The sequence below is a fragment of the Streptomyces sp. G-G2 genome (genome assembly GCF_030063135.1).
Taxonomy (GTDB): domain Bacteria; phylum Actinomycetota; class Actinomycetes; order Streptomycetales; family Streptomycetaceae; genus Streptomyces.
The window spans coordinates 24,794-48,901 of the sequence record NZ_JASISO010000032.1; the positions used below are offsets into that span (position 1 = coordinate 24,794).

The window sequence follows — 24,108 nt, forward strand, 5'->3', positions numbered from 1 at the left end:
TGGGGCGGTACCGGAGGGACCGCGGCGGAAGCCGCGGCGGGCATCCGTTCCTCAGCTCCGCGTGCCGCTCGCCCGGCGACGCAGGAGCCAGGTACCGCCAACGGCGGCCACGGCCAGTGCTGCCGCTCCCGCCGCGATCTTGGTGGGGTCGGCGGTGGTCGTCGTGCCACCGCCCACCCCCGTCCGCACGTGACCCTGCGGGCCGTGCTCGGCCACGACCAGGTCACCGGTGGCGAACTTGCCGTCCTCGCAGGTCACGCCGATCCCGTAGGCGCCCGGTGGGGTGTCGCGGGCGACCTGGAACTGGCCCACGACCACCTCCTTGCGGGTACCCGGGACCAGGGTGAACCGGCCGCCGCCGACCGTCGACGCGTCGCCCTCAGCACGGCCGGAGCGCCCGCACGCGGGGGTGTTCACGGTGACGGTGGTGCCGGGGGCGGCCGACTTGGGCCAGATCTCCAGCGGGGCGAAGTCCCCGGCCGCAAAGCTCCCCACGCCGAGGTCCGCGGCGGCGACCGCGCCCGCGACCGGACCGGCGAAGGCGACGGCGGTCAGTGCGGCGGCGGTGAGCACGTGGGCGGTGCGGCGGCGCATGGGGGCTCCTGGAAGACGCGGGGTCGTGTTCCGAGGTAAGCCCGGGCGGGCGCCGGGCGCCTCCTGATGGCCCGTCAGATTCCGCTCCGGTCCGGGCGTGTCACGCCATCACGGCACGTCAGACCCGCTCCGGGGCCATCCGGGTGCCCCCGCCCCGTCCGGGTGACGGGCCTCCGGTGCGGGAGGTCGGGTGGTGCGGCCCGCGCAGGCGGTGCGGGTCGTGCGGGTCGTGCGGGTCGTGCCACTGGTACGGGTGGTGCGCCCGCGCGCGGGTGGTGCCGGGGAGTCGGGTGGTGCGGGCGGTGGGAGCGGTCTCCGTCGGTGCGGGCGGCTCAGGGCGTTCCGGAGGGTGCCGGGCCCGGCGGCAGCGTCACCAAGGCGCGGGCGCCCCCGCCGACCGGGTTGGACAGTTCCACCCGGGCTCCGATGACCTGGGCCTGCCCCAGAGCGATGGTCAGACCCAGGCCCGTGCCGTGCCCGCGCTCGACCGTCCCGGTCAGGAAGCGCTGGGGTCCCTCGCGCAGCAGCTTCTCCGGGTAGCCGGGGCCGTGGTCCCGTACCGCGACCGTGCTCCCCCGCACGGTGACCTCCACCGCGCCGCCGCCGTGCTTGCGGGCGTTGACCAGCAGGTTGCCCAGGATGCGCTCCAGGCGCCGGGTATCGGTCCGTACGTACGCCCCCGCCCCGGCCTCCGCCCCCTCCCCGGTTGCGGTCCCGGAACCGCAACCGGGTCCGGGTCCGGGTCCGGCCAGGGTGATCTCGGCCGCCACTCCCGAGCGCTCGGTGACCGAGACGACCAGCGGGGCCAGCGGGTGCACATCCAGCACCGGTTCCTCCCGGTCCGCGTCCAGCCGGGCCACCTCCAGCAGGTCCTCGGTGAGGGTGCGCAGGGCGGCCACCCGGTCCCGTACCAGTTCCGTCGGGCGCCCCTCGGGCAGCAGCTCGGCCGCGGTGTGCAGGCCGGTCAGCGGGGTGCGCAGTTCGTGCGCGACGTCCGCGGTGAACCGCTGCTCGGCCTCCAGCCGTCGCTGGAGACTGGCCGCCATCGTGTCCACCGCCGAGGACAGCTCGGCCACCTCGTCGCGGCTGCCCGGCACCCCCGAAGCGCCGATCCGCGCGTCCAGCTCGCCCGCGCTGATCCGGCGTGCCGTCTCGGCGGCGGCCCGCAGGCCCTTGCTGAGCCTGCTGGCCAGGAGCGCCCCGCCGACGGCCGCGAGCGCGACCACCACGACGCCGTAGGCCACGAGCTGCTGGTCCAGTTCCACCAGCTCGCCGCGCTCCCCGACCAGCGAAAGGCACACCGACAGCACGTCCTTGGCGCCGACCGGGCGGGCGGCCCACACCGCCGGGTGGTCCCCGCCCATGTCGAGGTAGGTGGAGCGCCGCCCGGCGAGCGCGGTGTCGCGCAGGACCGACGGGAGCCGCGGGGAGTTGGTCTCGGCCGAGGTCTCGCCCGTCTTGGCGTGGTCGAGCCTGCCGGTCAGCTCGTACACCTGGCGGACCCGGATCAGCTGGGCGGTCGCGGACGCCCGGGCGGAATCGGCCACCTGCTGGGCCCGCGCCTGGTGGATGAAGATCCCGATGGTGACCGCGACCAGCGAGCACCCGACGGCGAGCAGCGCGGCGATCTTCCAGCGCAGGCCGAGTGCCTGGAGGCGGCGGCGGAAGGGGAGCACGGCGCGCCTCACCGCGAGGACTCGGGGCTGGGGGCGGGGGCGGAAGGTGCGGGGGCAGGTGCCGAGGGAGCGGGCGTGTTCCGGGCCCGCGGCTCGGTGCGGGGCGCCGATGTGTCGTACCGCTTCTCCTCGCTGACGACCGTCATCCGCTCCCCGTCCCAGCGGAACCGGACCGCCTGCTCGATGCCCTCGTTGGTGTTCGTCCGCACGAGCAGGTCGGTGCCGATCGCCTCGGCCTCCATGCGCAGTCCGCTGGTGTGCAGGACGGGGACGATCCTCCCCCCGGCCACCGTGTACACGGCCAGGACGGAGCGCCCGCTCGCGGTGTCGGCGGCGGCGATCAGCTCCAGGGCGCCGTTCCCCGTGAGGTCGTGGTGGACCGGCGGGCGGATCCCGGCCCGCCCGGGGGCGTTGATCGAGCCGCCCTTGACGTACGGCCGCATCAGCGGGTCGGCCCGCAGGACGTCCAGCACGTCCATGGCCCCGAGTCCGCCCGCGGGCACCTGGAGATCGCCCTTGAGCGGCTGCGGCGCTGGCTCGCGCTTGCCGACCGCCGCGCCGGGCGCCGTCGAGGTCGTGTCGGTCCAGGCGGGCCAGAGCGGTTCGGGCCGGGGCTGCGCGGAGACGGCGGGCGCGGGTTCGCCGGGGCCCAGGCCGCCGGGTGCGGCGCAGCCGCCGACGGCGGCGAGCGCGCAGGCGCACAACAGGACGGCGGTGCTCGGGCGGGGCAGTCGGTTCATGGGTGAGGGGGACCTGTGGGCTGGGGGGAGGTGTGGACGTACCGACCGCAGGAGGCGGCTGTCACGGGCACCGGGCGGTCCGGTAACAGCCGTGCGTACGGTGGTGCGAGCGGGCGGGGCCGGGACATCCGGCCGGGCCGGAAGCCCTTTTCGCCCGCTCACCACCGTTCTAGTCGAGGGGGGACCTCCATGACATCGGTCGATCGGCCACAAGAAGCGGACCGGGGCGCCGGGGAGGAGCTGCCGTTCTTCGTCTACGGCACCCTGCGCCCCGGCGAGGTCAACCACGACCTCTTCCTGCGCGGCCGTACCCGCGCCGAGGAGCCCGCCCGTCTCCCGGACGCACGGCTCTACGACGGTCCGGGCTATCCGTACGCCGTCCAGTGCCCCGGAGCCCGGACGGCGGGCGAGCTGATCGTCCCCGCGCCGGGGCAGTACGCGCGGCTCCTGGCGGAGCTGGACCGGCTGGAGGACTTCCACGGTCCGGGCAGCCCGCTGAACCTCTACGAGCGGGTCCGGCGCACCACCCTGCGCCCCGACGGGAGCGGGACCGCGGCGTGGGTCTACCTGGCGGCTCCGCGACTGGCCGCGACCCTGACCGCGACCGGCACCCCGATCCCGGGCGGGGACTGGCGCAACCGGCCCGGACCGACGGGGCGCGCGGCCTACGGGTCCTAGGGCTACGGCCGTCAACGGACCCACCGGCCAACGGACCTACCGTCGTACGGGCCGTCGGCGGCCTACGGTCCTACCACCCTGGGCGGCCTACGGACCTACGGACCTACAGGCCTTCGGCTCCGCGGTTGCGCAGCCGCTGGCCGTACTGCTGGAGCACCCACAGCTCTTCCTGGACGGCCGCGGCCTGCTCCGCCGGGGCGTTCGGGCCGAGCCGGGCCATGGTGCCCTGGACGTCGTGCACCCGGCGGTCGACCGCGCGGAGCCGGACCTGGACCAGTTGGACCCCGGCATAGATCTCGTCCACGTTCTTGGCGTGGATGGCCTCCACGGCCAGCTCGGTGACCATGGCGCGGACGGTGTCGTTGGGCGCCGCGTCACGGACCCGGGCGAGGTAGTCGTCGGTCCCCAGGGAGGTGCCGCCCGCGTCCTGGATGGCCTGGCGGACCGTCGCGTAGGGCGGGGCGGTGAACTCGTCGGGCCCGTAGGCGTCGAAGGCCGGCGAGACCAGGGCCGGGCGCTGCAGCGCCAGCTTGAGCAGCTCGCGCTCGGTGCGGTGGGCCGGGCTGCGCAGGTTCAGCGCGGGGCCGGGGGTGTGCGCGGCCGGTTCCGGGGCGGCCTGCTCGTGCCCGGGCCGGGTGGGCCTGCCGCCCTGCTGCTGGCCCTGCCCGGGGCGGCCGCCCCGGTCGCGGGCCCAGCGGGCCACCTGGGCGACCCGCTTGACCACGAACTGCTCGTCGCGGATGCCCAGCATCCCGGCGAGCTGGACCGCCGACTCGTGCTGGATCGCGATGTTCTTGATGGCGGCCACCACCGGGGCGGCCTCGTCGAGCGCGGCCGCGCGGCCCGCCGGGTTCTCCAGGTTGTGCCGGGCCACCATCTGCCGCAGCGCGAACTCGAACAGCGGGGTGCGGGAGGACACCAGCGAGGCCACGGCCGCGTCGCCCTCCGCGAGCCGCAGGTCGCAGGGGTCCATGCCGCCCGGGGTGATCGCGATCGAGGTCTCGGCGGCGAACTTCTGGTCGTCCTCGAAGGCTCGCAGCGCCGCCTTCTGCCCGGCCGCGTCACCGTCGAAGGTGAAGATCACCTCGGCCGTGGCGTTGTCCATGAGGAGCCGCCGGAGGATCTTGATGTGATCCCCGCCGAACGCTGTGCCACAGGTCGCGATCGCGGTGGTGACCCCGGCCAGGTGGCAGGCCATCACATCGGTGTAGCCCTCCACCACGACCGCGCTGGAGGTCTTGGCGATCTCCTTCTTGGCCAGGTCGATGCCGTACAGCACCTGGGACTTCTTGTAGATCGGAGTCTCGGGCGTGTTCAGGTACTTGGGGCCGTTGTCGTCGTCGCGCAACTTGCGCGCGCCGAAGCCGACGACCTCGCCCGTGATGTCGCGGATGGGCCACATCAGCCGTCCGCGGAAACGGTCGATGGGCTTGCCGCTGCGGCTGTCCTGGGACAGGCCGGAGAGGATCAGTTCCTTGTCGCTGAAGCCCTTGCCGCGCAGGAAGCGGGTGAGGTGGTCCCAGCCCGCCGGGCTGTAGCCGACCCCGAAGTGCGCGGCCGCCGCCTGGTCGAAGCCGCGTTCGGCCAGGAACTTGCGGCCGATCTCCGCCTCGGGGCTCTCCAGCTGGTCGAGGTAGAACTGCGCGGCGGCCTTGTTCGCCTCGACCAGCCGGATGCGTTCGCCGCGTCCGCTCTGGCCGGGGGTGTAGCCGCCCTCCTCGTACCGCAGGGTGATTCCGCCGGTGCCCGCCAGCCGTTCGACCGCTTCGGAGAAGGACAGGTGGTCGATCTTCATGATGAAGTCGAGGGTGTCCCCGCCCGCCTGGCAGCCGAAGCAGTGGTAGAGCCCCTTACTGGGGCTGACCTGGAACGACGGGGACTTCTCGTCGTGGAAGGGGCAGAGGCCCTTGAGGTTGCCGCCGCCCGCGTTGCGGAGCTGGAGGTACTCGGACACGACGGCGTCGATCGGGACCGCGTCCCGGACCGCCTTCACATCGTCGTCGTTGATCCTGCCTGCCACCCGTGAAGTCTACGGCCGGGCTCGGACAATCCTGCCAGCACCCTCCGGTGACCCCCGGAGGGTGCCCGGCCGGACCGCCCGGGGCGCCGGCCCGGCCGTCCGGCCCGCCCCGCCGGACGGTTTCCCGGCCTAGCCCGCCGCCCCCTCCAGGGGTGTGACCAGCGAGGACAATGGAACCGTCGGGTCCGCGAGCGCGTGGTGGTCGACCTCCACCCCCGCGCGGATCAGCGCCTGGATGGGCTCGGTGACGTCCCACACGTTCACGTTCATGCCCGCGAGCACCCGGCCCCCGGACAGCCAGAAGGCGATGAACTCCCGCTTGGCCACGTCACCGCGGATCACCACCTGGTCGTACGCGCCGGGCGGCGCGTAACCCGAGTACTCCAGGCCCACGTCGTACTGGTCGGAGAAGAAGTACGGCACCCGGTCGTACGAGACCTCCTGGCCCAGCATGGCCCGCGCCGCGGCCGGGCCGCCGTTGAGCGCGTTGGCCCAGTGCTCCACCCGCAGCCGGGTGCCCATCAGCGGGTGGTGGGCGGCGGCCACGTCACCCGCGGCGAAGACGTCCGGGTCGGAGGTGCGCAGCGAGGCGTCCACCGCGATGCCGCCGCCGTGCTCCCGGTCGATCAGCGCGAGCCCGGAGGTCTCGGCGAGCGCGGTGCGCGGGGCGGCGCCGATCGCGGCGAGCACCGCGTGCGCCGGGTGCTCCTCGCCGTCGTCGGTGTGGGCGGCCAGCACCATGCCGTCCCGGCCGCTGATCTCGGTGAGGCGGCCGCCGAAGTGGAAGCGGACGCCGTGCTCGCTGTGCAGGTCGGCGAAGATCCGGCCCAGTTCCGGGCCGAGCACCCCGTGCAGCGGGGTCGCCTCGGGTTCCACGATGGTGACCTCGGCGCCGTACCCGCGGGCGGCGGCCGCGACCTCCAGCCCGATCCAGCCCGCTCCGGCGATCAGCAGGTGGCCGTTCTCCCGGCCCAGGGTGGCCAGTACGCCGCGCAGCCGTTCCGCGTGGGCGAGGCGGCGCAGGTGGTAGACCCCGGCCAGATCGGTGCCGGGGATGTCGAGGCGGCGCGGTTCGGAGCCGGTGGCCAGCAGCAGCCGGTCGTAGTGCACGACGGTTCCGTCGCCGAGCACGACCTTCTTGGCGTCCCGGTCGAGCTGGACGGCGGGCTGACCGAGGTGCAGTTCGATGTCGGCCCGGGCGTACCAGGTCGGCTCGTGCACGAACACGCTCTCGCGTTCCTCCTTGCCCGCGAGGTACCCCTTGGACAGGGGTGGCCGTTCGTACGGATGGTCGCGCTCGTCGCCGATCAGGATGACCCGGCCGGTGAACCCCTCCGACCTCAGCGTTTCAGCCGCCTTTGCCCCGGCCAGCCCCCCGCCGACGATGACGAACGTCCGGTGTGCGTCGACCACCTGATGCCTCCTCATAACCTCTACGCCACATGCGACCACATGCGAGCGTCCCGCACTGAGCCTGCCGCGTGAAGGGGCAGTGGCCCGATCGGCTCACCTCTCGGCGCGTCGCCGGGGCAGGGTGATACGCGCGTGCAGGGAGCGCGCCGCGGCGTCGGTGAGGCAGGCGATCTGGTCGATGACCGCGCGTTTACGGGCCGTGTCGTCCGGCGCGGCGTCGAAGGTGGCGCGGAACTGCGGGTCCAGGCCCTCGGGCGCGCGGGCGCTGAGCGCCTCGGCGAGTTCGGCCAGGACGACGCGCTGGTCGGCCCGCAGCCGCTCTTGTTCGTCGCGCTGCATCACGTACAGATCGGCGACGGCCTTCAGGACGGCGCACTCGTTGCGGGCCTCGCGGGGGACGACCAGCTCGGCGCCGTACCGGGTGAGCCGTCCGGTGCCCCAGGCCGCGCGGGTGGCGCCCTCGGCGGCCTGGCAGAAACGGCCGATCAGCTGGCTGGTGGCGTCCTTCAGGCGGGCCTGCGCGACCGCGGAGCCGTCGTATCCGTGGGGCCACCACTCCTGGTCCATCAGCCGGTCGAGGGCCGCGCGCAGTTCCTCGGGGTCCGTGTCCGCCGGTACGTAGCGTCCGATGGCCACCCGCCAGATCGCGTCCCGCTCGGGCTCGGCGAAGAGCAGGTTGGGGTCGAGGTGGCCCGCGTGGAGACCGTCCTCGAAGTCGTGGACGGAGTACGCCACGTCGTCCGCCCAGTCCATGACCTGCGCCTCGAAGCACTTGCGGTCGGCGGGCGCGCCGCGGCGCAGCCACTCGAAGACGGGCAGGTCGTCCTCGTACGCCCCGAACTTCACCGAGCCGGGGTCGGTCGGGTGGTCGCCGCGGGCCCACGGGTACTTGGTCGCGGCGTCGAGGCAGGCGCGGGTGAGGTTCAGGCCGACGCTGACCATGTCGCCGGTGTCCGGGTGCGGGGCGAACCGTTTGGGCTCCAGCCGGGTCAGCAGGCGCAGCGACTGGGCGTTGCCCTCGAAGCCGCCGCAGTCCTTGGCGAATTCGTTGAGGGCTTCCTCGCCGTTGTGCCCGAAGGGCGGGTGGCCCAGGTCGTGCGAGAGGCAGGCGGCTTCGACGAGATCGGGGTCGCAGCCCAGGGCCCAGCCCAGTTCCCGGCCGACCTGGGCGCATTCGAGGGAGTGGGTGAGCCGGGTACGGGGGCTGGCGTCCCAGTCGTGGGAACGGGTGCCGGGGGTGACCACCTGGGTCTTTCCGGCGAGGCGGCGCAGGGCGGCGGAGTGCAGTACGCGGGCGCGGTCGCGCTGGAAGGCGGTCCGGCCGGGGCGTTTGTCGGGCTCGGTGGCCCAGCGCTCGGTGGCGGCCGGGTCGTACGACGCGGGTGACGGGACGGGTGTGGTGCCTTCCATGCCTTCCATGCTCAGACGTTAACCGGAGACACCGACAATCCGAGCAATACGAACGAACCCGGCCGCTCGGGCGGTGGCCAGTTCCCGGTGGCCGGTGGGTCCGAGGGGGGCGGCCAGGGCCGCGTCGTAGCGGTGCAGGACCAGGCGCGCCAGTGCCGGGTGGGCGCCGAGCGGATCGGCGGCCGGGCCGGGAGCGGCCTCGGCGCAGCGGCCGGAGAAGTGGCCCGGCGCGGTGAAGTACGAGGCCACGGCGATCCGGTGGTGGCCGCGGGCGGTGAGGGCGCGCAGCGCCTCGGGCACGGTCGGCGCGGCGGCGGAGGCGTAGGCGGGGACGACGGGGACCCCGCCGAGGCGTTCGGAGAGCAGCGCGGCGGTGCGGCGGGTGTCGGCGGCCGAGTCGGGGTCGCGGGACCCGGCGGCGGCCAGCACGGCGGCGGTGCCCGGGGTCCAGCCCGCTTCGAGGAGGCGGTCGCGCAGGGCCTCGACGAGCAGGGGGTGCGGGGCGAGAGGGGCGGCGACGCGCACGCGCAGGTGGGGGGCGCGGGCAGCGGCCGCGGGCAGGTCGTGCTTGACGTGGTGGCCGCGGCCGAGGAGCAGCGGCACGAGCACGGCTTCGCCGGGGCCGCCGAGCGCGGCGAGGGTGTCGTCCAGGAGGGGTTCGGCCAGTTCTATGTGACCGAGCCGGACCTGGAGGCGGGGGCGGAGTTCACGGACGCGTTCGAGGAGGGCCGAGACGGCGTGGAGGGCGCGGGGGTCGCGGCTGCCGTGGGCCACGGCGACGAGGGTGGGCTGCATGCGGGGGCTCCGTGGGGCCGGGCCCCCGGCGGGCGCAGGCCGCGGAGCTGGGTGCCGAGCTGGGCCGTGATCCGGGTCAGCAGGTCCGCGGTGCCGTCGGGGGGAAGCGGGAGGGGGAAGGGCAGGGGGAACGACGTGGGCCGCGGGAACGGGTGGGGCGGCGGGAACGGTTCGGGAGGGTGCGCGGGCTCCGTCATGGACCGATCCTGGCGGGTCCAGGTTGCCGGGTCGTTGCGCGGGCGTGACGGGCGTTTTCCGGCTGCTCACCCGCTCATTCGTACGAGTGAAAGGTGGGGCGGGTGGAACTGCGGGCCCGGGCCGGTTCGTCAATCCGTGCGAACGACCTGAAAAAGCGTACGGGGGGAGCGGTCATGAGGTTCGGATGGGGATCGGTGCGGACGAGGCGCAGGACGGTCCAGGCGGTCATGCTCGGGTGCGCGCTGGCGCTGCTGCCCGCGGCGTGGACGCACGCGTCGGCCGCGGACCGGCTGCGGACGACGGCCGACGCGCCCGCCGCGCAGGTGGCCGTGGTGTTCGGGGCGGGGCTGTGGGACGGGCAGCCGACCCCGTATCTGGCGAACCGGCTGGACGCGGCCGCCGCGCTGTACCGGGCGGGCCGGGTCAAGGTCGTGCTGGTGACGGGGGACAACAGCCGCGAGGAGTATGACGAGCCGGACGCGATGCGCGCGTACCTCGTGCGGCACGGGGTGCCGGACGGCCGGATCGTCAGCGATTTCGCGGGTTTCGACACCTGGGACTCCTGTGTGCGGGCCCGGGAGATCTTCGGGGTCAAGCGGGCGGTGCTGGTCAGTCAGGGCTTCCACATACGCAGGGCGGTGGCGCTGTGCGAGTCGGCGGGCATCGAGTCGTACGGGGTGGGGGTGGACCAGGCGCATGACGCGACCTGGTACTACGGCGGGGTCCGCGAGGTGTTCGCCTCGGGCAAGGCGGCGCTGGACGCGGTCTTCCAGCCCCGGCCGCACTTCCTCGGGCCGAAGGAGGAAGGGGTGTCGCGGGCCCTGGGGGCTCTGGCAGACTGACGCCGCTCGGCATGTATGCCGAATAGTCATATCCCTTTCTGTAAGAGGTGTGAAACCGTGGCTGTTGTTGATCTGAGCGGCAAGGTCGTCGTCATCACCGGCGGAGCCCGGGGGCTCGGCGCCGCCGCGGCCCAGGCCGTGGTGGACGGCGGTGGCAGGGTGCTGATCACCGACGTGCTGGAGGCGGAGGGCGCGGAGACCGCCGCGAAGCTCGGCGACGCGGCGCGCTTCGTCCGGCACGACGTGACCAGCGAGAGCGACTGGCGGGCGGCCCTCGACCACACGGTCGCGGAGTTCGGCCGGATCGACGGGCTGGTCAACAACGCGGGCATATCCACCGGCCAGTTCCTGGAGCACGAGAGCGTCGAGCGCTTCCGGCAGGTCGTCGAGATCAACCTGGTCGGTGTCTTCATCGGCATGAAGACCGCGATCCCGCTGCTGCGCGCCGGAGGCGGCGGCTCCATCGTGAACATCTCCTCGGCCGCCGGACTGACCGGCCTCGCGCTCACCGCCGGGTACGGGGCCTCCAAGTGGGGCGTGCGGGGCCTGTCGAAGATCGGCGCCGTCGAACTGGCCGAGGCGAAGATCCGGGTCAATTCGGTGCACCCGGGCATGACACTGACCCCGATGACCGCCCCCGTCGGCATCGAGGCGGGCGAGGGCAACTACCCCGGCGCCCCGATGGGCCGCGTCGGTGCCCCCGAGGAGATAGCCGCGGCCGTCTCCTTCCTGCTCTCCGACGCCGCGGGCTACATGACCGGGGCCGAGCTGGCCGTGGACGGCGGCTGGACGGCCGGGCTCACCGTCCGCCACCTCACCGGCCGGTGACCGCGACGCTGAGGCCGTCGTACCGGGCGCGTAACGGGGCGCGGCGGGCGGCGTAACAGCCCGGCCGCAGGGTGGGGAGCATGCACCCTCGGGATCCCGCCTCCGCCATCGCCACCCACTGCCCGTACTGCGCCCTGCAGTGCGCAATGATGCTGCGGCCCGAGCCGGGAACGGGGGGCGCGGGCCCGACGGTGACGGTGGAGGAGTGCGGGGACTTCCCGGTCAACCGGGGCGCGCTGTGCGGCAAGGGCCGCACCGCTCCCGCCGTGCTCTCCTCCCGGGTGCGCCTGACCGAACCGCTCGTGCGCGGCCCGGGCGGACAGCTGGAGCCCGCGACCTGGGAGGCGGCCCTCGACGCGGTCGCCGGGGGCCTGGCCCGCGCGGGCCGCGAGCACGGCCCGGACGCGGTCGGGGTGTTCGGCGGCGGCGGACTCACCAACGAGAAGGCGTACACGCTCGGCAAGTTCGCCCGGGTCGTCCTGCGGACCTCGCAGATCGACTACAACGGCCGCTTCTGCATGTCCTCGGCCGCCGCCGCCCACCAGCGGGCCTTTGGCCTGGACCGGGGCCTGCCCTTCCCCCTGGCCGACATCCCGCGCACCGGCTGCGTGATCCTCGTCGGCTCCAACCTCGCCGAGACCATGCCCCCCGCCCTGCGCTACCTCACCGAACTCAAGGAGAACGGCGGCACCCTGATCGTCATCGATCCGCGCCGCACCCGCACCGCCGAACAGGCCGACCTCCACCTCGCCCCGCGCCCCGGCACCGACCTCGCGCTCGCCCTCGGCCTGCTCCACCTGGTGGTCGCCGAGGGGCGCACCGACGAGGAGTTCATCGCCGAGCGCACCACCGGCTGGCCCGAGGCGCGGGCCGCCGCCATGGCGCACTGGCCCGAGCTGGTGGAGCGGCTCACCGGCGTACCGGTGCCCAGACTCCGCGAGACGGTCCGGATGTTCTGCGAGCCGGAGACCGCGATGGTGCTCACCGCGCGCGGGCCCGAGCAGCAGTCCAAGGGCACCGACACCGTCGGCGCGTGGATCAACCTGTGCCTGGCGACCGGCCGCGCGGGCCGCCCGTACTCCGGCTACGGCTGTCTCACCGGGCAGGGCAACGGGCAGGGCGGCCGCGAACACGGCCAGAAGGCCGACCAGCTCCCCGGCTACCGCAAGCTCACCGACCCGGCGGCCCGCGCGCACGTCGCCGGGGTCTGGGGGGTGGACCCGGACAGCCTGCCCGGCCCCGGGCGCAGCGCGTACGAACTCCTCGACGCGCTCGGCACCGACATCCGGGCCCTGCTCCTCATGGGCTCGAACCCGGTGGTCTCGGCCCCCCGCGCCGCGCACATCGAGGAGCGGATCCGCTCGCTGGACTTCCTGGCCGTCGCGGACGTGGTCCTCTCCGAGACGGCGGCGCTCGCGGACGTGGTCCTGCCGGTCACCCAGTGGGCTGAGGAGACCGGCACGACCACCAGCCTGGAGGGCCGCGTACTGCTGCGCCGCCAGGCCCTCACCCCGCCCCCCGGAGTCCGCGGCGACCTGGACGTCCTGCACGGCCTGGCGGGCCGGCTGGGCGTGGAGAAAGGGTTCCCCACCGCCCCCGAGGAGGTCTTCGGTGAACTCCGCCGCGCCTCCGCGGGCGGCCCCGCGGACTACTCGGGCATCACCTACGCCCGCATCGAAGCGGAGCAGGGCGTCTTCTGGCCCTGCCCGGCCGGGCCGGAGGAAGCCGAACCGCACCCCGGGACGCCGCGACTGTTCCTGGAGCGGTTCGCCACCGACGACGGCCGGGCCCGGTTCGTCGCCGTCTCGCACCGGGAGGCCGCCGAGGTACCCGACGCGGAGTACCCCGTGCTGCTCACCACGGGACGGGTCGTGGCCCAGTACCAGTCGGGCGCCCAGACCCGCCGGGTGGACGAGCTGAACGCGGCCGCCCCCGGCCCCTTCGTCGAACTGCACCCCCGCCTCGCGGCCCGGGTCGGCGCCGTCGAGGGGCAGCCGCTGGCCGTGGTCTCGCGCCGCGGCCGGGTGGTGGTTCCGGCCCGGATCACCGACTCCATCCGCGCGGACACGGTGTTCATGCCCTTCCACTGGCCGGGGGAGGGCCGCGCCAACACGCTCACCAACCCGGCCCTGGACCCCGTGTCCCGGATGCCGGAGTTCAAGGTCTGCGCGGTCCGGGTCGAGCCGCTGCCCGCGGCCGCGGCCGGGTGACCGTCGTTCGGCACCCGCCCTCGGACTTGTGTCCGAGCCGCATCGCGGTTCTCGCCAAGGGGTAACCATCCGGTCACGCAGCGGACTCAGAAAGTGCTCGCACGCCCCTCGTGGCAGGGATGTGTCGTGCCCCACACTGAGTGGCGGTGCCTGAGTCCTCGGAGCCCTGGAGGTCGCCCCCGTGCAGACCCAGACCCTGTCCGTGACCGAACCCGCCGTGGCCGGAGCGGCGCCCACAGGAGCCGCGGCGGCCGCGGAAGAGCCCGAGCCCGAGGTCGAGGCCGTGGACGAAGAACCCGAGGCACTGGAGCTGGTGAAACAGGTGCCCGCACCACGCAGGCGGAGCGAGAGCAACGCCGGAGGCAGTCCGTCCGCCGATCTGTTCCGGCAGTACCTGCGCGAGATAGGCAGGATCCAACTGCTCACCGCGGCGGAGGAGGTCGAACTCGCGCGAGCCGTCGAGGCGGGCCTCTTCGCCGAGGAGAAGCTGGCTACGGCCACCGGCCTGGACACCCGACTCGTCCTTGACCTCGACAAACTGGTCGTCATGGGCCGGATGGCCAAGCGCCGCCTGATCGAGGCCAACCTGCGGCTCGTCGTCTCCGTCGCGAAGCGGTACGTCGGGCGCGGGCTCACCATGCTCGACCTCGTGCAGGAGGGGAACCTCGGGCTGATCCGGGCCGTTGAGAAATTCGACTACGCCCGCGGGTACAAGTTCTCCACCTATGCCACCTGGTGGATCCGGCAGGCCATGTCCCGCGCGCTGGCCGACCAGGCCCGCACCATCCGCGTGCCCGTCCATGTGGTGGAGCTGATCAACCGGGTCATCCGCGTGCAGCGCCGCATGCTGCAGGAGCGCGGGTACGAGCCCACGGCCGAAGAGGTCGCCGTCCACCTGGAGCTGACGCCCGAGCGGGTCCTGGAGGTGCTGCGGCTCGCTCAGGAGCCGGTCTCGCTGCACGCGCCCGTGGGCGAAGAGGACGACGTGGCGCTCGGGGACCTGATCGAGGACGGGGACGCCGCCTCGCCGGTCGAGTCCGCCGCGTTCTTCCTGCTGCGCGAACACCTGGAAGCCGTACTCTCCACCCTCGGCGAGCGCGAGCGGAAGGTGGTCCAGCTGCGCTACGGGCTCGCCGACGGCCGCCCCCGGACCCTGGAGGAGATCGGGCGGATCTTCGGTGTGACCCGCGAGCGGATCCGCCAGATCGAGTCCAAGACCCTCAGCAAACTGCGCGACCACGCCTTCGCCGACCAGCTCCGCGGCTACCTCGACTGAGAAGGCCGGGCCAGGACCGAACCGGACCGGACGCGCCCTGATCTGGTCGGCCCCGACCTGGCCGGCCGACCTGACCGGCCCCGATCCGACCCGGCCCGCACGAGAAGACGAAGGGGGCGTCCGACGGGAAAACCGCCGGACGCCCCCACCGCTCATGACGGGCCGGGTCAGTCGACCTCGGCGACCGCCTGCGCGAACTGCGCCGCGTACAGGCGCGCGTACGCACCCTCCGCCGCCAGCAGCTCCTCGTGCGTGCCCTGTTCCACGATCGACCCGTTCTCCATCACCAGGATGACGTCCGCGTCACGGATCGTGGACAGCCGGTGCGCGATCACGAAGGACGTCCGCCCCGCCGCCAGCCGCGCCATCGCCTTCTGGATCAGCACCTCGGTACGGGTGTCGACCGAGCTGGTCGCCTCGTCCAGCACCAGGATCACCGGATCCGACAGGAACGCCCGGGCGATCGTGATCAGCTGCTTCTCGCCCGCGCTGACCCCCGCGCCCTCGTCGTCGAGCACGGTGTCGTACCCGTCCGGCAGGGTGCGGATGAACCGGTCCGCGTGCGCGGCGCGCGCCGCCTCCTCGATCTCCTCGCGCGTCACCGCGCGGGCCGAGGAGGCGCCGTAGGCGATGTTCTCCGCGATCGTGCCGCCGAACAGCCAGGTGTCCTGGAGCACCATGCCGATGCCGGAACGCAGCTGCGCGCGGGTCATCTTCGCGATGTCCACCCCGTCCAGGGCGATCCGGCCGCCCGTGACCTCGTAGAACCGCATCAGCAGGTTGACCAGCGTGGTCTTGCCCGCGCCCGTCGGGCCGACGATCGCGACCGTGTGGCCCGGCTCGACGGACAGCGACAGGTTCTCGATCAGGGGCTTGTCCGGCTCGTAGCGGAAGGAGACCTTCTCCAGCGAGACGGCGCCGAGCACCTGCTCCGGAAGCTCCTGGACCGCCGAGTCGGCTTCCTGCTCCTCCGCGTCGAGCAGCTCGTACACCCGCTCCGCCGAGGCCACGCCCGACTGCACCAGGTTCGCCATCGACGCCAGCTGCGTCAGCGGCATCGAGAACTGGCGCGAGTACTGGATGAAGGCCTGCACGTCACCGATCGACAGGGTGCCCGAGGCGACCCGGAGGCCGCCGACGACCGCGACCAGCACGTAGTTGATGTTCGAGACGAAGAACATCACCGGCTGCATGATCCCGCTGACGAACTGCGCCTTGAACGAGGCCCGGTACAGCGCCTCGTTCTGCTCGGCGAACGTCGCCGCGGACTCCTGCTGACGCCCGAAGACCTTCACCAGCGTGTGCCCCGAGTACATCTCCTCGATGTGCGCGTTGAGCGTGCCGGTGACCTTCCACTGCGCCACGAACTGCGGCTGCGACTTCTTGCCGATCTTCGCGGCGATGAAGATCGCCATCGGGACGGTCACCAGCGCGACCAGCGCCAGCAGCGGGGAGATCCAGAACATCATCGCCAGCACGCCGACGATCGTGAGCAGCGAGTTCAGCAGCTGCCCCATCGTCTGCTGGAGCGTCTGTCCGATGTTGTCGATGTCGTTGGTCGCCCGGCTCAGCACCTCGCCGCGCTTCTGCTGGTCGAAGTACGACAGCGGCAGCCGCGAGAGCTTGTCCTGCAGCTCCTCGCGCATCCGGTACAGGGTGCCGTTCATCACGTGGTTCGCCAGCCGGGTCGCGACCAGCATCAGCAGCCCGGCCGCGACGAAGGTGCCCAGCGCCCACAGCGCGACCACCCCGACGGCGCCGAAGTCGATGCCCTGTCCCGGGGTGAAGTCGGTCCCGGACAGCATGTCGGCCATGCCGTCCTCGCCCTTGGCGCGCAGTGCCTCCAGGGCCTGCGCCTTGGTGGCCCCGGCAGGCATCTGCCTGCCGACGATCCCGGCGAACACCAGGTCGGTGGCCTTGCCGAGGATCTTCGGGCCGACCACCGAGAAGGCGACGCTGCCGACGATCGCGACGATCATGCCCCAGAGCGTCTTCCGGTCCTGCGTCAGCTGTCCCAGCAGCCGCTTTCCGGAATTCTTGAAATCCATGGACCGCGTCGTCGGCGGTCCCATCATCATCCGTCCACCGGGCCCGCTCATGCGGCCTCCGCCTCCGTCAGCTGGGAGAGCACGATCTCCCGGTAGGTCTCATTGCCGGCCATCAGTTCGTGGTGGCGCCCCTCGCCCACCACCTGGCCCTCGTCCAGCACGATGATCCGGTCCGCGTCGCGGATCGTGGACACCCGCTGGGCGACGATGACCACCGTCGCGTCCCCGGTCTCGCGGGCGAGCGCCGCGCGCAGCGCCGCGTCCGTCGCGTAGTCGAGCGCGGAGAACGAGTCGTCGAAGAGGTAGATCTCGGGCCGCTGCACCAGTGTGCGGGCGATCGCCAGCCGCTGGCGCTGCCCACCGGAGACGTTCGTTCCGCCCTGGGTGATGGGGGCCTCCAGGCCGCCCTCCAGTTCGGACACGAAGCCCTTGGCCTGGGCCACCTCAAGGGCCTGCCACAGCTCCTCGTCGGTCGCGTCGGGGCGTCCGTAGCGCAAGTTGGAGGCCACGGTTCCGGAGAAGAGGTACGGCTTCTGCGGCACCATGCCGACCGTCCTGGCCAGCAGCGCCGGGTCGAGGCGCCGTACGTCCTCGCCGTCGACCAGCACCTCGCCGCCCGTCGCGTCGAACAACCGCGGTACGAGCCCCAGCAGCGTCGACTTCCCGCTGCCCGTCGACCCGATCACCGCGGTCGTCTCACCGGGCCGTGCCACCAGGTCCACCCCGCGCAGCACGGACGCCTCGGCACCCGGGTAGCGGAAGTCCGCCCCGCGCAGCTCCAGCTGCCCGTGCCGGGCCAGCTCGCGCACCGGGTTCGCGGGCGGAACCACGCTGGTCTCGGTGTCCAGGACCTCCTGGACGCGCTCCGCGCACACCTCGGCGCGCGGCACCATCATGAACATGAAGGTGGCCATCATCACGGACATGACGATCTGCATCAGGTACGCGAGGAAGGCGGTCAGCTGACCGATCTCCATGCCACCGCTGTCGATGCGCATCGCACCGAACCAGATCACGGCGACGCTGGAGATGTTCACGACGAGTATCACCGTCGGGAACATCAGTGCCAACAGCTTGCCGGACGCCAGGGACACCGAGGTCAGACCGGTGTTGGCCTCCCGGAAGCGGCCCTTCTCGTACTCGTCGCGGACGAAGGCGCGGATCACCCGGTTGCCGGTGATCTGCTCGCGCAGCACCCGGTTCACCGTGTCCAGCCGCGTCTGCATGGTGCGGAACAGCGGCCGCGTCCGCCAGACGATCGTGCCGACCGCGATGCCGAGCACCGGCACCACCGCGGCCAGTACGCCCGACAGCTTCACGTCGAGGGACAGGGCCATCGCGATGCCGCCGACGCACATGATCGGTGCCGACACCATCAGGGTGAAGGACATCAGCACCAGCATCTGGATCTGCTGGACGTCATTGGTCGTACGGGTGATCAGCGACGGCGCGCCGAAGTGGCCCAGCTCGCGGGCGGAGAAGCTCTGCACCCGGTCGAAGACGGCGGCGCGGATGTCCCGGCCGACCGAGGCCGCGGTCCGGGCGCCGAAGTAGACGGCGCCGACGTTGCACACCAGCTGTACCAGTGACACGCCGAGCATGAGTGCGCCGAAGGACAGGATGTAGCCCGTGTCGCCGTTGACGACACCGTTGTCGATGATGTCGGCGTTGAGCGTGGGCAGGTACAGGCTCGCGCTGGTCTGCAGCAGTTGCAGCAGCACCAGCAGAGCGATGGGTTTCCGGTACGGACCCAGATGGGTCCGCAGAAGTCGTATGAGCACGCGCAGGCTCCGGTCGGCAAGATCGAGGGGGTTCACCCCATCTTCGGCCAACCGGGGGTGTGATCCCCACTGTTTTTCGCAAAGCCGGTTCAAAAGGCGTACGCGCCCCGGCGGAGCCCCAGGCCCTGACCGGCCCGGACCCGCCTCGGACCCGGAACGCCGGACCCGCCTCAGACCCGGAACTCCGGACCCGCCTCAGACCTGGAAGGCCCCCGGGTGGATCTGCTCCCGCGTCGCGGTGTACTGCTGGCGTACCGACTGCCAGACCGCGAGGTCCTCACCCGGCTCGAAGACCTGCGCCGCCGGGGCGGGCCACACCGGCGGGGTGTGCGCGGCCAGCGTGCCCTGCGCCACGCCCAGCGCCCACGCAGCCTGACGCGCCGCGCCCAGCGCCGCGTAGTCCGCGGGCTGCGGTACGACGACCTGCGTGCCGAACAGTCCCGGCGCGGCCGCCTGCACCGCGGGCAGTTCGGCCGCCGCGCCCAGCAGGAAGACCCGCCGGATCTCCACGCCCCGGCTGCGCAGCACGTCCAGGGCGTCCACCAGCCCGCACAGCATCCCCTCGAAGGAGGCCCGCGCCAGGTGCTCCGGCTTCATCGAGTCTCGCCGCAGCCCCGACAGGGTCCCGGCGGCCTGCGGCAGGTTCGGGGTCCGCTCGCCCTCCAGGTACGGCAGCAGGACCAGCCCGTGCGCACCCGGCGTCGACTTCAGGGCCAGGTCGGACAGGCCCTCCAGATCGGTGCCCAGCAACTCGGCGGTGCCGCGCAGGGCCCGTACCGCGTTGGAGGTGTTCACCACCGGCAGGTGCATCCCGGCGGCGTCGGCCAGCGAGGTGATCAGGCCGTTCGGCTCCGACAGGGCCTCGCGGTGCACGGCCATCACGGAACCGGACGCGCCCAGCGAGACCACCGCGTCACCGGGACCGAGCCCGAGGCCGAGGGCCGCGGCCATGGTCTCCCCGGTACCGGCGGAGATCAGCAGCCCCTCCGGGGTGGTGCCCGCGGCGTCGGCCGGACCGAGCACCTCGGGCAGCATCGCCCGGTGCCCCAGGGCCAGCTCGACCAGATCGGGACGGTAGGAACCGCTGGCCGCCGACCACCAGCCGGTGCCGGAAGCGCCACCGCGGTCGGTGGTGCGCCGGGCCGGACGGCCCAGCAACTGCCAGACCAGCCAGTCGTGCGGGGACATCAGCACGGCCACGCGCCGGGCCGCCTCGGGCTCGTTGCGCGCCAGCCACGCCAGTTTGGTGATCGGCCGCGAGGCCTGCGGAACGGAACCGACGGCTTCGGCCCAGGCCCGCCGCCCGCCGTGCCCCTCGACGCCGAGGGCGTCGATGAGGTCGGCGGCCGCGACCTGGCCGCGCCGGTCGTTGCCGACCAGGGCGGGGCGCACCAGCGCCCCCTGGTTGTCCAGCGCGAGCAGCCCGTGCTGCTGCGCGGAGACCCCGATGGCCTGGACCCCTTCGAGCAGCCCGCCGCCCGCGGCCTCGCCGAGGGAGAGCAGCCATGCCTGGGGGTCGGTCTCGTGGGGGTTCGCGCCGTCGGGTTCCCCGCCTCCGTGCTGTGGATGGGGTGCGTACCCCTGGCGCAGCACGGCGCCCGTGTCCGTGTCGCAGACGACGATGCGTGTGAAGGCGGAAGAGCTGTCCAGCCCGGCGACTATCCCCATGGGGTGAATTCTGCCGCACTGGCGCGCGGGCTCGTCCGCCGCGTGGGCTCAGGTGTTGCTGGTGCCCCAGTCGTCGTCCGCGCCGCCGCCCCGGCGGCGCAGCCCGCGCACCCGCCCGACGAGGGTGTCGGGCGCCGCGTCCCCGACCTTGTCACTCACCGCGGCGAAGGCCTTGCCCGCGAACTGGCGCCCGCTCTGGCCCGCCGTCTCGGCCGCGTTGCGCACGGCGGGGTTCTGGGCCAGCTGCCGAGCGGACTTCTTCAGCTGCTCGTAGCGCTCCCGTCCGGCGTGGGTTCCCAGGACGTACCCGAGGGCCAGTCCCACGACGAACGTGACCTTGTACCGCATGTCTGCCGCCCTTCGTAGTGTTGGTGCCCGGGCCGCCCGGCCGACTCTCGATACCGATTGGCGGAGCACCCCCCTGCTTGCGCTAATCTATGTCTCGCAACGAACGAGCGCCCTCCGGCACCACCGGTGGTCGGCTGTTTGGCGCACGCAGCAATCCCCTGTAGCTCAATTGGCAGAGCAGCCGACTGTTAATCGGCAGGTTACTGGTTCGAGTCCAGTCGGGGGAGCGCGATCCCCTGTAGCTCAATTGGCAGAGCAGCCGACTGTTAATCGGCAGGTTACTGGTTCGAGTCCAGTCGGGGGAGCGGTGAAGAAAGAGGACCCAGTGGGTCCTCTTTCTTTTTTGTCCCGCTCGGGAACCGGGCAGCCCTCGTCACGGTCTCCCGGGGCAGGCGAAGCCGATCATGCGAAGCATCCGAGGCAGGAGATCGTATGAGCGGCTATGCTGCGGCAGACAGCGCGTACACATGTGCGCGACGCGCCGTGAGGGGCGGTAGCTCAGCCGGTTAGAGCAGCGGACTCATAATCCGTCGGCCGTGGGTTCGAGTCCCACCCGCCCCACTGCGAGCCGCAGGTGAAGAAACGATCTCACCTGCGGCTTTGGCGTTTTCCCAGGGATATCCGCCCCCTCGCATCCGGCCGTCGGCCGCCCCGCACCCCGCCGACCGGGCGCCGTGCCGAAGGGGCGTCAGAAAGTCTCCGTCTCGTCGGCCAGGTCGCGCAGTACGTCGTCCAGGTTCTGGCGGCGGGCGTAGACCGCGCGGCGGCGGACCGCGCCCGAGCCGTCGCGCAGGAGGGCGGCCAGCGTCTTGGCCGCGTGGTCGAGGTCGCCCGCCGCCGCCAGTTCGGGGGCGACCAGGTCGAACAGCGCCTCCGCCAGGTCCGCCGCCGGAACCTCCGCGCCCGAGTACGGGTCCAGGCCGAAGCCCTCCAGCCCGTCGTGGGCCGCCCGCCAGCGCGCGAGGCGCAGTACGTCCTCCCGTACGACCGGGTCGGGACGGTGTTCGGCGATCTCGCGCAGGGCGGTGGCGACCAGGGCGCGGACCAGTTCGGCCTGGAGCACGGCCGTGTCGATGTCCGGGGACATGTCGGGGGCCCGGATCTCAAGGGTGGGCCAGTGGTCGGACGGGCGGAGGTCCCAGTAGACCATCTTGGTGTCGAGGGCCGCCCCGGAGCCGAGCAGGGCCTGCACCGAGCGCTGGTAGTGGGCGGTGGAGGTGAAGTGCGGCGGCAGCCCGGCCGACGGCCAGGTGGACCAGGCCATCGCGCGCCAGCTGGCGTGGCCGGTGTCGCGGCCGCCCCAGAACGGCGAGTTGGCGGCCAGCGCGATCATCGTGGGCAGCCAGGGCCGGACCCGGTTGGCCACCGCCACGGCGGTGTCCATGTCGAGGGTGCCGACATGGATGTGACGCCCGCAGGTGACCAGGGTCTCGGTGAGCGAGCCGAAGCGGCGGGCCATCTCGCGCTGGCGCGGCTCGTCGTCGCTCAGGTGCAGCGGTCCCGGTACGGGCACGACGGGCGAGGGGCTGGCCAGCAGGCGGCAGCCGTGGGCGCGGGCGGCCTTGGCGAGGGTGCGCCGCAGGGCGGCGAGGTCCTCGCGCAGACCGTGGGCGGTGTCGGCGACCGGGCTGGAGATCTCCACCTGGTAGCGGGTGCCCTCGGCGTGGATGTGGTGCGGGTCGCCGGCAGCGGTGGCGAGGACCTGCTCGGCGGCCGGGGCCAGCCGGAAGGTGCGGGCGTCGACGAGGAGGAACTCCTCCTCGACTCCGAGGGTGAGGGGAGTCGTCCCGGAGCGGCCGGGGACCTCAGGACTCCGGACGGTGTTGCTCGTGGTGCTCTTGCCAGGTTCGATCACTACGCCTCCCTGGACATTCGAGTCGTTTCATCATGAGCTGAACGCGTAGGGGTGAGCGCACGTCGATTCGGTCAAATGTCCGGTGATAGTGGCGAGTTAGCGGCCGGACCGGCCCTCGCGCGGGGGCCCGGAGTCCTGTGGTGCGCAGGGGGCGGGAGGTGAACCCGGCGGCCGGGGAGGACGGGACGGCGACGGTCCCCGGCGGGCCGGAGAGGGCGGGACGGCAACGGTCCCCGGCGGCCGGGGAGCGCCGCGCGGCCGCGGGGTGGCCTCGCTTCGATGTGGTGGCCATCAATTCGGTCGAGGGCGCGGGGCGTGGGCGGTTAGCATCCGATGTGACTCGTGCGACCCCACGGACCCAGTCCGACGACGCGGCCCCCGGCAGTCCCGACGGCCGTTCCGGCGGCCCCCCGCAGGTCTCCGGCGACGACGGCCCCTCCGACGCCGGCCCCTCCGACGACGGCGGCTCCGGCGGCGGCGCGAGGCGGCGCATATTCGCCGACCTCACCCCCTTGCGGACCTCCCCCGACTACCGGCGGCTGTGGGCCGGGAGCACCATCTCCTGGATGGGGCAGGCGATGACCGCCCTCGCGATCTCGCTCCAGGTCTACGACATCACCCGCTCCAGCCTCGCCGTCGGCCTCGTCGGGCTCTTCTCCCTCGTCCCGCTCGTCGTCTTCGGCCTCTACGGCGGCGCCATCGCCGACACCCTCGACCGGCGCAAGCTCGGCCTCTACAGCTCCTGCGGCGCCGCCGTCCTGTCGGTGGCGCTGGCCACCGCCGCGCTGGCCGGCTACCACCGGGTCTGGTTCCTTTACCTCGTCGTCTCGCTCCAAGCGGTCTGCGGGGCGCTCACCTCACCCGCCCGCTCGGCCATGATCCCCAAGCTGCTGCCGCCGGAACAGCTGCCCGCCGCCAACGCCCTGAGCTCGCTGACCACCACCTTCGGCTTCACCGCGGGCCCGATGCTCGGCGGCCTGATCGTCGGCTGGTGGGGCTACCAGGCGGCGTACCTGATCGACTCCGTCGCCTTCTCCGCCGCGCTCTACGCGATGTGGCGGCTGCCCGCGATGCGTCCCGAGCGCACCGACGGCAGCACGGGGCGGGCCTCCGTCGTGGACGGGCTGCGCTTCCTCGGCACCCGCCCCAACATCCGGATGACCTTCTTCTCCGACATGTGCGCGATGGTGCTGGCCCAGCCCAAGGCGCTCTTCCCGGCCATCGCGATCGCCTGGTACGCCGGCGACGCCAAGACCGTCGGCCTGCTCGTCGCCGCGCCCGCCGTCGGGTCCCTGCTGGGCGGCCTCTTCTCCGGCTGGCAGGGGCGGATCCGGCGGCACGGGCTGGCCATCTTGATCTCCGTCGCCGCCTGGGGGCTGGCCGTCGCCGTCTTCGGGCTGACCCGCAACCTCTGGCTGGGCCTGCTCTTCCTGGGCCTCGCGGGCTGGGCCGACACCATCTCGATGGTGTTCCGTACGACGATGCTCCAGGCCGCCACCCCCGACGACATGCGAGGCCGCCTCCAGGGCGTCTTCATCGTGGTCGTCGCGGGCGGCCCCCGGCTCGGTGACTTCCTGGCGGGCAGCGTCGCCCAGTTCACCTCACCGGGGGTCGCCATCACGGGCGGCGGGATCGCGTGCGTACTCGTCCTCGCGCTCCTGGGCCTGCGCTGGCGCGGCTTCGCCCGCTACGACGCCCGCTCGCCGCAGGCCTGAGGCGGGAGCGCGG

Annotated in this window: 18 protein-coding genes and 3 tRNA genes; 9 read left to right on the forward strand and 12 right to left on the reverse strand. The window is 72.9% G+C overall.

Annotation, left to right across the window (positions count from 1 at the left end; genetic code table 11):
• Positions 1-51 precede the first annotated feature (51 nt).
• The 3 genes from QMF80_RS24090 to QMF80_RS24100 all read right to left on the reverse strand — a co-directional run bounded on the left by QMF80_RS24090 (position 52) and on the right by QMF80_RS24100 (position 3,010).
• Positions 52-594, reverse strand: a complete 543-nt coding sequence (locus QMF80_RS24090; RefSeq protein ID WP_283456617.1) for a GVDTG sorting domain-containing protein — start codon at positions 592-594, stop codon at positions 52-54.
• A 332-nt stretch (positions 595-926) separates the two neighbouring features.
• The gene (locus QMF80_RS24095; RefSeq protein ID WP_283456618.1) at positions 927-2,282 is read right to left on the reverse strand and encodes a sensor histidine kinase; all 1,356 of its coding nucleotides are present in this window, start codon (positions 2,280-2,282) and stop codon (positions 927-929) included.
• Complete coding sequence (locus tag QMF80_RS24100) at positions 2,279-3,010, reverse strand: hypothetical protein (protein ID WP_283456619.1); 732 nt, start codon at positions 3,008-3,010, stop codon at positions 2,279-2,281. Before QMF80_RS24100 ends, QMF80_RS24095 begins: the two co-directional genes overlap by 4 nt.
• A 189-nt stretch (positions 3,011-3,199) precedes the next feature.
• On the opposite strand from QMF80_RS24100, the gene QMF80_RS24105 reads away from it, so the two are divergent.
• Entirely contained in the window at positions 3,200-3,688 is a 489-nt protein-coding gene (locus tag QMF80_RS24105; protein WP_283456620.1) for a gamma-glutamylcyclotransferase family protein, read from the forward strand.
• A gap of 103 nt (positions 3,689-3,791) precedes the next feature.
• On the opposite strand, the gene dnaG is transcribed toward QMF80_RS24105, so the two are convergent.
• The 4 genes from dnaG to QMF80_RS24125 form a co-directional block, all read right to left on the reverse strand.
• Positions 3,792-5,708, reverse strand: a complete 1,917-nt coding sequence (gene dnaG, locus QMF80_RS24110; protein WP_283456622.1) for a DNA primase — start codon at positions 5,706-5,708, stop codon at positions 3,792-3,794.
• A gap of 129 nt (positions 5,709-5,837) precedes the next feature.
• Complete coding sequence (locus QMF80_RS24115) at positions 5,838-7,121, reverse strand: NAD(P)/FAD-dependent oxidoreductase (RefSeq protein WP_283456623.1); 1,284 nt, start codon at positions 7,119-7,121, stop codon at positions 5,838-5,840.
• 93 nt (positions 7,122-7,214) lie between these two features.
• On the reverse strand, positions 7,215-8,540 hold the full coding sequence (locus tag QMF80_RS24120) for a deoxyguanosinetriphosphate triphosphohydrolase (RefSeq protein ID WP_283456625.1): 1,326 nt from the start codon (positions 8,538-8,540) through the stop codon (positions 7,215-7,217).
• Between the two features lie 9 nt (positions 8,541-8,549).
• The gene (locus tag QMF80_RS24125; protein ID WP_283456627.1) at positions 8,550-9,326 is read right to left on the reverse strand and encodes a sirohydrochlorin chelatase; all 777 of its coding nucleotides are present in this window, start codon (positions 9,324-9,326) and stop codon (positions 8,550-8,552) included.
• Positions 9,327-9,697: 371 nt separating this feature from the next.
• Here QMF80_RS24125 and QMF80_RS24130 point away from each other — a divergent pair, with 371 nt between their 5' ends.
• The 4 genes from QMF80_RS24130 to QMF80_RS24145 all read left to right on the forward strand — a co-directional run bounded on the left by QMF80_RS24130 (position 9,698) and on the right by QMF80_RS24145 (position 14,680).
• Positions 9,698-10,366 (forward strand): SanA/YdcF family protein, encoded by a 669-nt coding sequence (locus QMF80_RS24130; protein WP_283456629.1) that lies wholly within the window; start codon positions 9,698-9,700, stop codon positions 10,364-10,366.
• A gap of 15 nt (positions 10,367-10,381) precedes the next feature.
• Entirely contained in the window at positions 10,382-11,194 is an 813-nt protein-coding gene (locus QMF80_RS24135; RefSeq protein ID WP_283456631.1) for a glucose 1-dehydrogenase, read from the forward strand.
• An 80-nt stretch (positions 11,195-11,274) separates the two neighbouring features.
• Positions 11,275-13,404, forward strand: coding sequence for a molybdopterin oxidoreductase family protein (locus QMF80_RS24140; protein WP_283456633.1), 2,130 nt, complete (start codon positions 11,275-11,277; stop codon positions 13,402-13,404).
• 166 nt (positions 13,405-13,570) lie between these two features.
• A complete protein-coding gene (locus tag QMF80_RS24145; RefSeq protein WP_283456743.1) occupies positions 13,571-14,680 on the forward strand; it encodes an RNA polymerase sigma factor in 1,110 nt (369 codons plus the stop codon).
• 167 nt (positions 14,681-14,847) lie between these two features.
• On the opposite strand, the gene QMF80_RS24150 is transcribed toward QMF80_RS24145, so the two are convergent.
• The 4 genes from QMF80_RS24150 to QMF80_RS24165 form a co-directional block, all read right to left on the reverse strand.
• The gene (locus QMF80_RS24150; protein ID WP_283456635.1) at positions 14,848-16,779 is read right to left on the reverse strand and encodes an ABC transporter ATP-binding protein; all 1,932 of its coding nucleotides are present in this window, start codon (positions 16,777-16,779) and stop codon (positions 14,848-14,850) included.
• Positions 16,776-18,509 carry an ABC transporter ATP-binding protein gene (locus QMF80_RS24155; RefSeq protein WP_283456637.1) on the reverse strand — a complete coding sequence of 578 codons (1,734 nt, stop codon included), beginning with the start codon at positions 18,507-18,509 and terminating at the stop codon, positions 16,776-16,778. Before QMF80_RS24155 ends, QMF80_RS24150 begins: the two co-directional genes overlap by 4 nt.
• 195 nt (positions 18,510-18,704) lie before the next feature.
• Positions 18,705-20,177 carry an FGGY family carbohydrate kinase gene (locus tag QMF80_RS24160; protein ID WP_283456639.1) on the reverse strand — a complete coding sequence of 491 codons (1,473 nt, stop codon included), beginning with the start codon at positions 20,175-20,177 and terminating at the stop codon, positions 18,705-18,707.
• Positions 20,178-20,225: 48 nt separating this feature from the next.
• Positions 20,226-20,525 (reverse strand): YtxH domain-containing protein, encoded by a 300-nt coding sequence (locus tag QMF80_RS24165; protein ID WP_283456641.1) that lies wholly within the window; start codon positions 20,523-20,525, stop codon positions 20,226-20,228.
• Positions 20,526-20,679: 154 nt separating this feature from the next.
• On the opposite strand from QMF80_RS24165, the gene QMF80_RS24170 reads away from it, so the two are divergent.
• From QMF80_RS24170 to QMF80_RS24180, 3 genes are all read left to right on the forward strand, one after another.
• Positions 20,680-20,752: transfer RNA gene (locus QMF80_RS24170), tRNA-Asn, on the forward strand.
• 5 nt (positions 20,753-20,757) lie between these two features.
• Positions 20,758-20,830, forward strand: a tRNA-Asn gene (locus QMF80_RS24175).
• Positions 20,831-21,012: 182 nt separating this feature from the next.
• Positions 21,013-21,086, forward strand: a tRNA-Ile gene (locus QMF80_RS24180).
• Positions 21,087-21,213: 127 nt separating this feature from the next.
• On the opposite strand, the gene QMF80_RS24185 is transcribed toward QMF80_RS24180, so the two are convergent.
• On the reverse strand, positions 21,214-22,380 hold the full coding sequence (locus QMF80_RS24185) for a carboxylate-amine ligase (RefSeq protein WP_283456643.1): 1,167 nt from the start codon (positions 22,378-22,380) through the stop codon (positions 21,214-21,216).
• 491 nt (positions 22,381-22,871) lie between these two features.
• Between QMF80_RS24185 and QMF80_RS24190 the strand changes: the two genes are divergently transcribed.
• The gene (locus QMF80_RS24190) at positions 22,872-24,095 is read left to right on the forward strand and encodes an MFS transporter (protein ID WP_283456745.1); all 1,224 of its coding nucleotides are present in this window, start codon (positions 22,872-22,874) and stop codon (positions 24,093-24,095) included.
• Positions 24,096-24,108 lie beyond the last annotated feature (13 nt).